The sequence below is a fragment of the Roseateles sp. genome, assembly GCF_047654785.1.
GTDB lineage: Bacteria > Pseudomonadota > Gammaproteobacteria > Burkholderiales > Burkholderiaceae_C > Pelomonas.
In genome coordinates, this window is record NZ_JASGKQ010000002.1 from 509,652 (window position 1) to 522,169 (window position 12,518).

General features: G+C 74.2%; 9 protein-coding genes. 3 read left to right on the forward strand and 6 right to left on the reverse strand.

Annotated features, from left to right (window positions below; translation table 11 throughout):
- Positions 1–31 precede the first annotated feature (31 nt).
- Positions 32–1,060 carry a M48 family metallopeptidase gene (locus QM788_RS06810; protein WP_415660726.1) on the reverse strand — a complete coding sequence of 343 codons (1,029 nt, stop codon included), beginning with the start codon at positions 1,058–1,060 and terminating at the stop codon, positions 32–34.
- On the reverse strand, positions 1,060–2,220 hold the full coding sequence (locus QM788_RS06815) for a YjgN family protein (protein WP_415660727.1): 1,161 nt from the start codon (positions 2,218–2,220) through the stop codon (positions 1,060–1,062). Before QM788_RS06815 ends, QM788_RS06810 begins: the two co-directional genes overlap by 1 nt.
- 204 nt (positions 2,221–2,424) lie before the next feature.
- On the opposite strand from QM788_RS06815, the gene QM788_RS06820 reads away from it, so the two are divergent.
- A complete protein-coding gene (locus tag QM788_RS06820; protein ID WP_415660728.1) occupies positions 2,425–3,054 on the forward strand; it encodes a glutathione S-transferase family protein in 630 nt (209 codons plus the stop codon).
- 28 nt (positions 3,055–3,082) lie between these two features.
- Here QM788_RS06820 and QM788_RS06825 read toward each other — a convergent pair whose 3' ends face one another.
- Both QM788_RS06825 and QM788_RS06830 read right to left on the reverse strand, forming a co-directional pair.
- A complete protein-coding gene (locus tag QM788_RS06825) occupies positions 3,083–3,730 on the reverse strand; it encodes a hypothetical protein (RefSeq protein WP_415660729.1) in 648 nt (215 codons plus the stop codon).
- Positions 3,731–3,808: 78 nt separating this feature from the next.
- Positions 3,809–5,461: an FMN-binding glutamate synthase family protein gene (locus QM788_RS06830; protein WP_415660730.1), complete on the reverse strand. Its 1,653-nt coding sequence runs from the start codon at positions 5,459–5,461 to the stop codon at positions 3,809–3,811.
- A gap of 85 nt (positions 5,462–5,546) precedes the next feature.
- Here QM788_RS06830 and sppA point away from each other — a divergent pair, with 85 nt between their 5' ends.
- Positions 5,547–7,427 (forward strand): signal peptide peptidase SppA, encoded by a 1,881-nt coding sequence (sppA, locus tag QM788_RS06835; RefSeq protein WP_415660731.1) that lies wholly within the window; start codon positions 5,547–5,549, stop codon positions 7,425–7,427.
- Between the two features lie 687 nt (positions 7,428–8,114).
- On the opposite strand, the gene QM788_RS06840 is transcribed toward sppA, so the two are convergent.
- A complete protein-coding gene (locus QM788_RS06840; RefSeq protein ID WP_415660732.1) occupies positions 8,115–8,741 on the reverse strand; it encodes a glutathione S-transferase family protein in 627 nt (208 codons plus the stop codon).
- Between the two features lie 81 nt (positions 8,742–8,822).
- On the opposite strand from QM788_RS06840, the gene QM788_RS06845 reads away from it, so the two are divergent.
- Entirely contained in the window at positions 8,823–11,624 is a 2,802-nt protein-coding gene (locus tag QM788_RS06845; protein WP_415660733.1) for an ATP-binding protein, read from the forward strand.
- 132 nt (positions 11,625–11,756) lie between these two features.
- Here the strand turns inward: QM788_RS06845 and QM788_RS06850 are convergent, their stop codons facing one another.
- Positions 11,757–12,446 (reverse strand): helix-turn-helix transcriptional regulator, encoded by a 690-nt coding sequence (locus QM788_RS06850; protein WP_415660734.1) that lies wholly within the window; start codon positions 12,444–12,446, stop codon positions 11,757–11,759.
- Positions 12,447–12,518: the final 72 nt, after the last annotated feature.

Consider the following 12,518-nt stretch of genomic DNA (forward strand, 5'->3'; position numbering starts at 1 on the left):
GCGGGTCGTGGAAAACCCGCGATTCTAGGTTTCACGGTTCGCTGAAGAAGCGCACCCGCTCGGCGTCCGCCGGATGCGTGGCGACCGCGATGGCCAGCGGATGCTCGCCCGCCGCGTCGGCCTGCCGCTTGCGGACGCGTTCGAAGAACACCGCCATGCGCGCCGTGTCCGCGCCGCCGGCCCGGGCCAGCGCGCGGCCGTAGGCGTCGGCCTCGCGCTCGTTGTCGCGCGAGTAGGCGTTGGTCGCCAGCAGCGCGGGGGCCGCGGCCAGCAGGCTGGAGAAGTCGCCCAGCAGGACCGACGTGACGACCCCTACCGCGCCGGCCCGCAGCAGCAGCCGCAGGCCGTGGCGGTGCTGCACATGGCCGAGCTCGTGGGCCAGCACGGTCAGCGCCGCGTCGGGCTCGTCGGCCAGCAGCGCCAACAGCTCGTCGGTGATCACCACGTCGCCGCCCGGCAGCGCGAAGGCGTTCGGCCCCAGCGCCTTCGCGCCGGCGCGGAAATGGATCTCGAAGCGCCCGGGCAGCGCCGGCCCGCCGGCCGCGCGCGCCTGCGCCAGCATCCGCTGCCAGCGGCCGCGCCAGAGCCGCTGCTGCGCGTCGTCGAGCCGGGTCGGGCGCAGCCAGTCGCCGTCCAGGCTGCGCAGCAGCTGCTCGCCGAGGCGCTGCTCGGCGGTCGGCGGCAGCACGTCCACCGCGCGGTCCACGGCCCAGGGCAGCCCCCAGCAGTAGGCCCCGGCCAGACCGGCCACCAGCAGCAGCAGCGACAGCCCGGCCAGCCGCCAGCTCTGCTGCCAGCGCACGACCATGCTGTCGCCCCGCCCCGAGGCGCGCGCCCAGGCATCGAACGCGCCCGCGTCGGCAAAGCTCAGCAGCCCGCCGCCGGGCAGCAGGATCTGGCGCTGGCCGTGCCGCTGGCGCTCCGGCCAGCCCAGGCCGGCGAGCGGCACGCGGTGCTCGCCGTAGTGCAGCGTGCCGCCGTCCAGCCACACCTCGACCGGCCGCGCGCGGGCCTGCCGGCCATCGAACCAGTCTGCGGCCAGGCGCGGTCCGGCTGCCATCACAGGCCCATGTCGATGCCGAAGAAGTCGCCTGCCGCATCGCCGGTGGCGTCCTCGTGGCCGGCGCCCGCGGCGGCCACCCAGTCCAGCGGGTCGTCGGCGCAATCGATGCCGACCGCCTCCAGCCGCAGCCGCGCGGTGGCGACGGCGGCGAACGGCCGGTACAGGCCCAGCGTCAACAGCGTCAGCAGCCAGTTCTTCAGCGTCAGCGCGAACAGCGAGCGGAATTTCAGCCGGCTGCGGAAGGCCAGCGCCTCGCTGCGCGTGCCGTTCCACACCAGGTTCTGCAGCCGCGCCGCGCCATAGGGCATGAGGACGGCGAAATAGACCAGGTAGCCCAGCGCCGCGCCCGCCCCGACCAGCACGACCGCCATCTCGCGCGAGCTGCCCACCGCGCGCGCGGCCTGCGCGCTCGCCGCCATGATCAGCCCCAGCAGCACCAGGGGCAGCAGCGACATGCCGACGACCTTCAGCGCCAGCAGGTAGACCTCGGCCACCGACAGCTTCACGCGGCCGTGCTGGCCGGCGATGCCATAGCCGTTGTGCTGGTAGCGCTTGAACAGCGCGAGCGACCACGGCGCGAACAGCACCAGGCACAGCGCGCCGGCCGCGTACAGCGCCACGGCCGGCGTGAACCCGCCGGCGGCCCGGACGGCCTGCGGGTCCAGCAGCGGCGCGCTGCCCACCAGCGCGAGGGCCGGCAGGTAGCTGGGCGCGCAGGCCCGGTAGGCGCCGGCCAGCGAGCCGCGGAAGCGCAGGCGCAGGCCGCGCCAGCTGGTGTTGCCCAGCCGAAACTGCAGCGACGCGCGCCACAGCGCCGGCCACACGGCGCACAGGATCAGGAAGGCGACGAAGGCCGCCGTCGGCGAGAACTGCCCCGCGGCGCTGTAGGCACCCATCAGCGCGATCAGCAGCAGGAAGCCGCGGAACATCTTGCGCGGGTTGCCGTGGAAGCCCAGCGCCTGGCCGTCCACCAGCGTGTTCGCGTAGAAGTAGCGCAGGCGCCGCGCCTTGGCGAACGGCAGGTACAGGCCCAGCGTGCACAGGATGAGCAGCAGGTTCACCGCCCAGATGCGGAAGTACTCGCTGCCGGAGCCGGTGAAGCGGATGTCGAGGGTGCGCGGCGGCACCGGCGCCGGCGCGGCGCTGAGGTCGTTCATGGGGTCTCCCTGGGAGGCGGATGCCGGCCACCGTCTGGCGCGATGGCGCGGGCGGCACTTTGGCGCAGCGCCGCCGCCGCTGGCAATCCCTGTTTCCCAGGGGCCTGTCGGCACGGCCCGACAGCCCCGCCGCCCGGGCCGGCCGCCCGGGGGCGCTGGCTAGAATCGTTTCGACTCCCGACCCCGTTTGCCCCTATGCCCGCGATGAAGTTGATCGGTTCGCTCACCAGCCCCTACGTGCGCAAGGTGCGCATCGTGATGGCCGAGAAGAAGCTCGACTACCAGCTGGTGCTGGAAGACGTCTGGGCCAGCGACGCCATCCTGAAGATGAACCCGCTGGGCAAGGTGCCCTGCCTGGTGATGGACGGGCAGGACTCCATCACCGGCGCGGTGTTCGACTCGCGCGTCATCGTCGAGTACGTGGACACGCTGTCGCCCGTGGGCCGGCTCATCCCCGAGCGCGGCCGCGAGCGCTGCGAGGTGCGCACCTGGGAGGCGCTGGCCGACGGCCTCGTCGACGCCGCCATCCTCGTGCGCATGGAACGCAGCTGGGCGCAGCGCCCGCCGGAGCAGCGCAGCGACGCCTGGATCGCGCGCCAGCTGGACAAGGTCGACGCCGCGCTGGCGGCGATGAGCCAGGGCCTGGGCGAGAAGGCCTGGTGCTCGGGCAGCCATTTCTCGCTGGCCGACATCGCGGTGGGCTGCGCGCTGGGCTGGCTGGCGTTCCGCTTCCCGGAGATCGGCTGGCGCGAGACCTACCCGAACCTGGCGCGGCACATGGACAAGCTGTCGCAGCGCCAGAGCTTCATCGACACCATCCCGCCGGCGGCCTGAGAGCTTGAGAGCCGGCGCGCGCGCCGGGTCAGGCGATCAGCAGTTCGCGCGAGCGGACGTGCAGCAGGCGCACGAGGCGCCACAGGCGGCGCTCGATCTCGGCGGCCTCCAGCGCCCACAGCGCGGCGATCTCGGCCAGCAGCAGGCCCTGCGACAGCAGCGTCAGCACGTGGCGGCTGGCCTGGTCGACCTGGCGGCCGGCGGGGCTGGCGTCCCGCGCGGCGGCGGCCTGGCGGGCCACGGCCAGCGGGCTGCGCTCGATGCCGAACGCGGCCAGCGCCTGGCGCGAGAGCTGCGGGCTGAGCCGGGCGCGGCGGTCGTGCAGCCGCGCCAGCGCGTCGGCCAGGCCGGCGCCGCTGCCGTCGTCCACGTGGTAGGCGTTGCCGCCGGCGCTCAGCGCGGCGAACAGCTGCAGGTCGTCGGCGGTGGGCGTCAACAGCAGCAGCTGCGGGCGCACGGCCAGCCGGCCCAGCGCATGCGCCGCGCGCATCGCGTGGCTGTCCGCCAGGCGCAGGTCGCAGGCGACGATGTCGGGCGCCAGCGCGTCGATCTCGGCCAGCGCGTCGGCCAGGTTGTCGCAGCTGCCGGCCAGCGCCACGCCGCCGGCCTGCTGCAGCCGCGCGTGCGTGCGCTGCCGCATGGCGTCGGTGGGGCGGAGCAGGTAGACGGTGGGCATGGCGGGGGGCGGCGGGCGGCGGGCGGCGGGCATTGTCCGGGCGCAAGAGGCCGTTTCCGCCGCGCGCGGCCGCCCGGTTCAGGGGGAGCGGCCGATGGCGCCCTGCGGCGCGAAGCTGTGCGCGCTGGCCAGCGGCCAGTAGATCCGGAAGGTGGCGTGCGGCAGCTCGCCGCGCAGCAGCGCGCCGGGTTCCACGAAGGGCAGCAGGTGGGCCAGCAGCCGCACCTCGTGCCGGTCCAGCCGGTGCACGATGTGCTGCGCGGTGATCTCCTGCGGGTGGCACAGGCCGGCGGCCTCCACCAGCTCCTTCAGCGCCTTCAGCGTGTGCTGGTGGAAGTTGGCGACGCGCTGGGCCTTGTCGGGCACGACGAGGGCGCGCTGGCGCAGCGGGTCCTGCGTGGCCACGCCGGTGGGGCAGTGGCCGGTGTGGCAGGCCTGCGCCTGCACGCAGCCGAGCGCGAACATGAAGCCGCGCCCGGCGTTGCACCAGTCGGCGCCCAGCGCCATCAGCCGCACGATGTCGAAGGCGCTGGTGACCTTGCCGGCGCAGCCGATCTTGATGCGCTCGCGCAGGTTCAGGCCCACCAGCGTGTTGTGTACCAGCAGCAGCCCCTCCTGCACCGGCGCGCCGACATGGTTGGTGAACTCCAGCGGCGCCGCGCCGGTGCCGCCCTCGGCGCCGTCGACGACGATGAAGTCCGGCGTGATGCCGGTCTCCAGCATGGCCTTGGCCAGCGCGAACCACTCCCACGGGTGGCCGATGCAGAGCTTGAAGCCGGTGGGCTTGCCGCCCGACAGCGTGCGCAGCTGCTCGATGAACCGCATCATCTCGACCGGCGTGGAGAAGGCGCTGTGGCGGGCCGGCGAGATGCAGTCCACGCCCACCGGCACGCCGCGCGCGGCGGCGATTTCCGCCGTCACCTTCGGCCCCGGCAGCACGCCGCCGTGGCCCGGCTTGGCGCCCTGGCTGAGCTTGAGCTCGATCATCCTGACCTGCGGGTCGGTGGCGCCGGCCTGGAACTTCTCGGCGCTGAAGCTGCCGTCGTCGTTGCGGCAGCCGAAGTAGCCGGAGCCGATCTCCCAGATCAGGTCGCCGCCATGGACGCGGTGGTGCGCGCTGATCGAGCCCTCGCCGGTGTCGTGCGCGAAGCCGCCCAGCCGGGCGCCCCGGTTCAGCGCCAGGATGGCGTTGGCGCTGAGCGCGCCGAAGCTCATCGCCGAGATGTTGAACACGCTGGCCGAGTAGGGCTGGGCGCGGCCCGCGCCGATGGTGATGCGGAAGTCGTGGCTGGTCAGGTGGGTGGGCGCCAGCGAGTGGTTGATCCACTCGTAGCCGCGCGCGCCGACGTCGAGCTGCGTGCCGAAGGGGCGCTGGTCGGGGTCGCCCTTGGCGCGCTGGTAGACGATGGAGCGCTGCGCGCGCGAGAACGGCGCGGCATCGTTGTCGCCCTCCAGGAAGTACTGGCGGATCTCGGGGCGGATGAACTCCAGCAGGAAGCGCAGGTGGCCGATGACGGGGTAGTTGCGCAGGATGGAGTGGCGCGGCTGGCGCGCGTCGCGCAGGCCCAGCAGCGCCAGCGCCAGGAAGGCCAGCGCCAGCAGGCCGTGGCTGAGCCCGGCCTGCCAGCCGATGGCGAAGAGCAGCGCCAGCAGCGCGCACAGCGCCCAGGCGGCGTAGCGCAGCGGGAAGTGCTGGTTGATGCGGCGCGTCCAAGCGGGCCAAGCAAGCATGAGGCGTCCTCGCAACCGTGACCGGCGGAGCTTAGCGCCGCCGCCCCTGACAATCGCCCGGCGTCAACCCTCAAGGCAACGGTCCATGAAGTCCCTGTTCTCCGGCCTCGGCTGGCTGTTCTCCACGGCCTGGCGGCTGCTCGACGGCACCCGCCGCGTGCTGCTGAACCTGCTGGTGCTGCTGCTCATCGTCGCCGTCGCGGCGGCGCTGCTCAGCCGCGGCCCGCGGCCGCTGGCCGACAAGACCACGCTGGTGCTCAAGCTCGACGGCAACCTGGTCGAGCAGTTCTCCGCCAGCCCGCGCGAGCAGCTGCTGGCGCAGGCCCAGGGCCGCGGCCTGCCGCGGCAGACGCGGCTGCGCGACGTGCTGGCCGCGCTGGACCAGGCCGCCCGCGACGCGCGCATCAGCACCGTGCTGCTGGACGTGGACGGGCTGGACGGCGCGGGCCTGGCCGGGCTGCACGAGGTGGCGGCGGCGCTGCAGCGCTTCAAGCAGAGCGGCAAGCCGGTGCTGGCCTATGCCGACAGCTACGGCCAGCGCGGCTACTACCTGGCCGCGCAGGCCAGCCAGGCCTACCTGCATCCGATGGGCCTGGTGATGCTGGAAGGCTTCGGCCGCTGGCGCACCTACTACAAGGACGCGCTGGACCGCGTGGGCGTGACCGCCCACGTCATCAAGGCCGGCACCTACAAGAGCTTCGGCGAGACCTACACCGCCAACGGCCCGAGCCCGGCGTCGCTGGAGGCCGAGGGGCTGGTCTACGGCGAGCTGTGGCGCGGCTTCACCGACGCCGTCGAGGCCGCGCGCAAGCTGGAGGCCGGCAGCATCGCCCGCGGCATCGACGACCTGCCGCAGCGCCTGGCCGCCGTGAACGGCGACGCCGCGCAGCTGGCGCTGCAGCAGAAGCTGGTGGACGGCCTGAAGACGCGCGACCAGATGCGCGAGCTGCTGATCGCCCGGGGCGCGCCGGACGAGCAGGCCAAGAGCTTCCGCCAGGTGGGCCTGGGCGAATACCTGGCCCATGTGAAGGACGCCGGCGCGCCCAGCGCCGCGCAGCCGGGCGTGGGCGTCGTCGTCGCCGAGGGCGAGATCGTGGACGGCGACGCCGGCCCGGGCCGCATCGGCGGCGACTCCACCGCGCGGCTGATCCGCAAGGCGCGCGAGGACGCCGCGATCCGGGCCGTGGTGCTGCGCGTGAACTCGCCGGGCGGCAGCGCGTTCGCGTCGGAGATCGTGCGCCGCGAGCTGGAGCTGACGCGTGCGGCCGGCAAGCCGGTCGTCGTGTCCATGGGCGACGTGGCGGCCTCGGGCGGCTACTGGATCGCCACCAGCAGCGACGCCGTCATCGCCGACCCCGGCACCATCACCGGCAGCATCGGCGTGTTCGGCCTGCTGCCCACGGCCGAGGGGCTGATGGACAAGCTGTCGCTGCACACGGGCGGCGTGCGCACCACCTGGCTGGCCGGCGGCTTCGACCCGCGCCGCCCGCTGGACCCGCGCATGGCGGCGGCGGTGCAGGCGGGCATCGACCATGTCTACGACCGCTTCAAGGGCCTGGCCGCGCAGGCGCGCAAGTCCACGCCGGCGCAGATCGACGCCGTGGCCCAGGGCCGCATCTGGACCGGCGCGCAGGCCCGGGAGCGCGGCCTGGTGGACCGCCTGGGCCGCTTCGACGACGCGGTGCGGGCGGCCGCGCAGTTGGCCAAGCTGGACCTGAAGGCCGGCGAGCCGCCGCGCATCGCCTACGTGGAGCGCGACCTGAGCCGCCGCGAGCGGCTGCTCGCGTCGCTGGCCGACGTGCTGGCGCCGCCGCTGGCCCGGGCGCTGGGGCAGGCACTGGGCCTGGACGCGCTGCCCGCGCCGGTCGCCGAGGAACTGGCGACGCTGAAGGCGCTGGCGGCGCAGGGCGCTCAGGGACGGTGGGACAGGGTGGCGGCGGTGCATTGCCTGTGTGCGGCGCCTTGATGCGCTGGAGCGGCTTGCTGCTGCGGACGTCAAACCCGCGCTGCTTTTGCGGCGAGCCTTTCGACCCGGTGCACCGCGCCGGGAATCCGCCCCGGCGGGCGGGTAACTTTTCTCTGTCTTGCCAGAGAAAAGTCACCAAAAGAGAGGCGCCAACCGCACTCCACCGCCCTGGCGCAAGCGCCGCGCGCGAAAACAAGCGCCCGACGAGCGCCCCGAGGCGACCCGCTGCGCTCTCGCCGCTGTCCCTGTGACCAGCACCACAGCACGGACCTTCACGCCGGTCAACGCCGGCTGCACGCCGGGCTCACCAGGGAAGGCACCAGCCGCGCCGACGCGTCGCCCCAGCGACGCTTGCATTTCGACTCGTGAGTTCGGCGTGCAGCCGACGTTGGCCGGGCCGATGGTGGCAGGCTGGGCCTCGTCACAGGGACAGCGGCGAGAGCGCAGCGGGTCGCTTCTTGCCTGGATCAGAGCGCGTGTTTTCGAAGAGGCTCACGGCGGGCTTGCACCCGCGTGCGGTTCAGCGCCTCTTCTTTGGTGACTTTCTTCTGGCGCCGACAGAAGAAAGTTACCCGCCCGCCGGGGCGGATTCCCGGCGCGGTGCACCGAACCGCAAAAGCTCCCCGCAAAAGCAGCGCGGGTTTGACGCTGCTCGGCAGCATACGGACCGCCGCAAAAGCAGCCCATTCAATACACCGGCTCCCCCAACCCCTCCCTCTCCACCACCCGCCGCGTCGCCGGCCGCTCCCGCACCCGCGCCAGGTAGGCCCCCAGCGCCGGCCGCGCCCGGGCCGGCCGGGCGTGCATGCGCGTCCAGCGGCACAGCATGAAGACCAGCGGGTCCACCGCCGTGTAGTGCTCGCCCAGGAACCACGGGCCGCCGTGGCGGGCCAGCTCGGCGTCGAGCTGGTCCAGCATCGGGCCGACCTGCGCCTCGGCGCGCGCCTTCACCCCGGCCGCGTCCGGGGCCATGCGCTCCGGGTAGAAGTAGTGGATCAGCATGGCCTGCAGCGTGTTGGTCAGCCACACCATCCACTGGTAGTAGTGCGCCCGCCCGGGCGTGCCCGGCGCCGGGGCGAAGCCCGGGTGGGCGTCGGCCAGGTGCATCAGGATGGCGGCCGTCTCGTAGACCACCAGCTCGCCGTCCACCAGCGTCGGGATCAGGCCGTTGGGGTTGAGCTTCAGGTAGGCCGGCGATTTGTGCTCGCCGTTGGCGCGGTCCACCTGGCGCAGCGTGAAGGGCACGCCCATCTCCTCCAGCAGCAGGTGCGGCGCGAAGCTGGCGTTGCTCGGGAAGTAGTGCAGTTCGATCATGGCGGGCGGGCGTGAAGGAGGACGCGGCGCACTGTACGTGCCACGCCGGGGCCGCGCGCGGACCGCGCGATGATTCGCGCCATGACGAGTCCCCCGCCCGCCGCCGCCAGCCCGCGCGAGACGCCGCACCAGCTGGCGGCGCGCGTGCTGGCCATCGTCATGCTGTGCCTGGGCGCGGCGCTGGCGGCGGTGGGCGCGGTGGAGTTCGCCACCGGCAGCGGTAGCGCGCTGTCCGGCCAGCGGCTGCTGATCGCGCTCGGCATGCTGGCCGCCGCGGCGGCGGCCGCGACGCTGCGCCGCGCCGGGCGCTCCGGGGCGGCCTGCGCCGTCGCGCTGACCGTGACCATCGCCACGCTGGCGCTGCACGCGATGCAGTCCGGCCTGGGCGTGCACACGGTGTCGCTGGCCATGGCCTGCCTGGCCATCACGCTGGGCGGCGGGCTGGCCGGCAGCCGCACGGCGCTGGGGCTGGCCGCGCTCTACCTGGCCGCCGTCGGCGGGCTGGCGCTGCTGGAGGCGCGCGGCCTCATCACCGGCCAGGCCGCGACGGTGCATGTGACGCTGGCCGACCGCCTCGTCGCCCACACCATGTACGCCGCCACGGCGCTGCTGGCCGCGCTGCTCATCAACCGCGTGGTGGTGGCGGCGCTGCGCAAGGCGCTCACCGAGGAGGCCCGCCTGGCCCGGCTGGTGCGGGCCGCGCACAACTGGGAGTGGCAGGTCGATGCGCGCTTCCGCGTGACGACGCTGTCCGAGGAGTTCGAGGCGCTGTCGGGCCACAAGCGCGAAGACTTCCTGCGCATCGGCGAGCCCGGCGGCGCGATGCTCGTGCGCGACGCCGACTCCCAGGCGCTGCGCGAGGACATCCGCGCCAAGCGCGCCTTCCAGGACCGCGTCAACGGCTTCCGCATGCCCGACGGCCGGCTGCTGTGGACGCTCAGCTCCGGCGAGCCGCTGTTCGCCGCCGACGGCACGCACCTGGGCTGGCGCGGCGTCAGCCACAACATCACCGGCGAGCGGCTGGCGCTGCAGCAGCACCAGCGCACCGCCAGCATGCTGGACCGGCTGCTGCGCGCCAGCCCGGACGCCATCTGCGTCGCGCACATCGCCGACGGCCGCATCTGCTTCACCAACTCGGGCTTCTGCACGCTGGCCGGCCGCAGCCGCGAGGAGCTGATGGGCCGCACCGGCCGCGAGCTGGGCCTGTGGCCCGACAGCAGCGAGCCCAGGCGCCTGGCGGCCGAGCTGGCCGCCACCGGCCTGACGCGCGACTTCCGCTCCGCCATCCTCGTGCACGGCCAATGGCGCGACGTGCTCGTCTCCGCGGCCACGCTGGAATGGGACGGCGTGCCCGCCGCCATGCTGATCGCGCGCGACATCACCGACGGCGAACGCGCCCGCATCGAGGCCGAGGCCATCCTGGAGCACGCCAGCGTGGGCATCGCGCTGACCCGCGGCGAGCGCTTCGACCGCGTCAACCGCCACTGGCAGGACATCTTCGGCGGCCGTGAGCCCCGGCTGGCCGACGGCAGCCCCGCCCTGCCCGCCGCGCACGAGATCGCCCGCGCCGCGCAGGCCTTCGAGCGCGACTTCATCCGCCAGCCCGGCGGCGAGCGCATCACCGTGCGCTTCAACGCGCGCGGCCTGCCCGCGCCGCTGCCCGGCCGCAGCGGCGCCGGCAGCGACCGCCCGACGCTGTGGGTGGCCGAGGACGTCACCGAGCACCGCCGCCAGCAGCGCGAACTGCAGGCCGCCAAGCAGCAGGCCGAGGCCGCCAGCCACGCCAAGAGCGCCTTCCTGGCGACGATGAGCCACGAGATCCGCACGCCGCTCAACGGCGTGCTGGGCCTGGCGCGGCTGCTGCAGCAGGCCGGCCCCGACGAACGCCGCCCGCAGTACCTGGCCCACCTCGTCAGCGCGGCTGAGACGCTCAACGAGATCGTCTCCAACGTGCTGGACCTCTCCAAGATCGAGGCCGGCCACCTGGCGCTGGAACACGTCGAGTTCGACCTGCACGCGCTGGCCCGCGCCAGCTTCGAGGGCGGCGCCGCGCTGGGCCGCGAACGCGGGCTGGAGATGCAGCTCAAGCTCGCGCCCGGCCTGCCCCGCCACGTCGTCGGCGACCCGCTGCGGGTGCGCCAGATCCTCGCCAACTTCCTCGTCAACGCGCTCAAGTTCACGGAGCGCGGCGGCATCCGCCTGACCGTGGAGTCGGTGGCGCCGGGGCGCGTGCGCCTGGCCGTGCGCGACAGCGGCATCGGCGTGCCGGCGGCGCTGCAGCGGCGGCTGTTCCGCCCCTTCGCGCAGGCCGACGACTCCACCACGCGGCGCTTCGGCGGCACCGGGCTGGGCCTGTCCATCTGCCACGAACTGGCCACGCGCATGGGCGGCCGCGTCGGCGTGGACAGCGACGGCCGCAGCGGCTCCACCTTCTGGGCCGAGCTGGCGCTGCCCGCAGCCGCCCGCGCGGACGACGCCGCCGCGCACGACCCCGCCCAGCCGCCGGCGCGCCACCCGCTGGCCGGCCAGCGCCTGCTGGTGGCCGAGGACAACCCGGTCAACCGCCTCATCATCACCGCGCTGCTGCAGCGCCTGGGCGCCGACGTGCTGGAAGCCGAGGACGGCGAGCAGGCCGTGGCGCTGGCCCGCGCGCAGGCCGGCCGGCTGGACGCCGTGCTGATGGACCTGCACATGCCCAAGGTGGACGGCCTCGCGGCCACCGCGCTGCTGCGCGCCGACCCGGCCACCGCCGCGCTGCCCATCCACGCCTTCACCGCCGCCGTGCTCGACCAGGAACGCCAGGCCGCGCTGGCCGCCGGCATGAACGGCTTCATCGCCAAGCCGGTGATGGAGGCCGAGCTGCTGCGCGTGCTGGGGCGCTGAGAAGCGGCTGCGCCGACTTGACCATTCAGGCCGCCGGACTTTCCATTCATCGGCGCCGCGCTTTACCAATCCGGCACGGCGAGCCCCGACGTCTTGCCCGCGCCACGGCCAGTGCGGCCGGTGCGCGCCGCGCTAACCGCCGCCCTGCCCCTCCCGCTGCCGGTTCATGTCCGCCAGCGTGCGGCCCGGCTCGTCGCGGAAGCGCTGGTCCAGCACGTCCAGCGTCTCGATGCGGTCCACGCGGAAGCTGCGGAAGTCCTGGCGCAGCTCGCACCAGGCGGCCAGCGTCCACACCGGCCCCCAGAACAGGCAGGCCAGCGGGCGCACGGTGCGCTCGCTGCGCGCGCCGCCCAGGTCCAGGTAGCCCAGCCGGAGCTTGCGGCGCGCCTCGGTGGCCTCGCGCAGCGCGGTCAGGCGGGTGCTGGTGGCCGGGTCCAGCGCCGGCAGCGGCGCGTACAGCGCCAGGCTCTCGGCCGCCGCGCGCGCGTCCAGCGGCAGCACGGCCAGGATCTTGGACAGCGCCGCCTCGGCCTCGCGCGCCAGCACGGCGTCCAGCCGCGACTCGGCCATGCGCACCGTGGCCACCAGCGCCTGCGCCTCCTGCTTGCTGAACATCAGCGGCGGCAGGTCGAAGCCCGCGCGCATGCGGTAGCCCACGCCGGCCTCGCCCTCGATGGGCACGCCCTGCGCGGCCAGCGCGGCGATGTCGCGGTAGACGGTGCGCAGCGACACCTCCAGCCGCCGCGCGAGGTAGTCCGCCGTGGTGAGGCGGCGGCCGCGGATGAGCTGGACGATCTGGAACAGGCGGTCGGCACGGCGCATGGGCCGGCATTGTGGCGACAGGGGCGGGCACGGCGCCCCCCGGGGCCGACCCGGAGTGGCAGGCGGCCCGCG